This is a genomic window from Bradyrhizobium sp. SRL28, from assembly GCF_018596315.1.
GTDB lineage: Bacteria > Pseudomonadota > Alphaproteobacteria > Rhizobiales > Xanthobacteraceae > Bradyrhizobium.
In genome coordinates this window covers 1-580 of sequence record NZ_JAHEAG010000206.1, presented here as the reverse complement: position 1 = coordinate 580, position 580 = coordinate 1, and the positions used below count along the sequence as shown (strand labels likewise).

Below are 580 nucleotides of genomic sequence, written 5' to 3'. Positions count from 1 at the left end.
CCGCGTGTTGGCAATCGGACGCCCGATCGTCTCAACGACAGCCTCTCTCCTGGGCATGCAAATCCAGGTCGAATACGTCGTCGTTTCCGAAGGAGCGTACAGGTTACAGATCTTCTCTACGCCACTGCCCTCGAAGACCCTCTCGATCAGACCTGCCGTCAGCGGCTCACCGGCCAAATTGATGACGCTTGTCGAAGCCGGCACGGCTTGTTGGTCGACCAGAGCGGCGATCGCCGAGGGGACGGTGTTGATCAAGGAAACATCCAAGGACGTCTGCGCCAGCGCCAGTGCATCCTCGACAAGATACAGAGTGCCTCCTTGCGACAGCGGTACGAAGCACTCATAGACGGACAGATCAAAACTGATCGAGGTAGAAAACAGTGTGCGGCTAATCTCTGACTCCGCAAATACGCCGCTGCTCCAATGCAGCAGGTTCACGGCGCTTTGATGCTCGACCATGACGCCCTTGGGGGTTCCGGTTGAGCCTGAGGTGTAGATGATGTAGGCGAGATGGCGCGAGGTGAGGCCGAGGGCGCGCGGCTCGGGATCGCAGGCGGGCAGCGCGGCCCAGGCCGGGGTG

The 580-nt window shown here is 60.5% G+C and carries 1 protein-coding gene; it reads right to left on the bottom strand.

Features of this window, described 5'->3' with window-relative positions; genetic code table 11:
• Nucleotides 1-580: AMP-binding protein (locus KIP88_RS46005; protein WP_214494650.1), on the bottom strand; the 580-nt coding region annotated here is incomplete at both ends.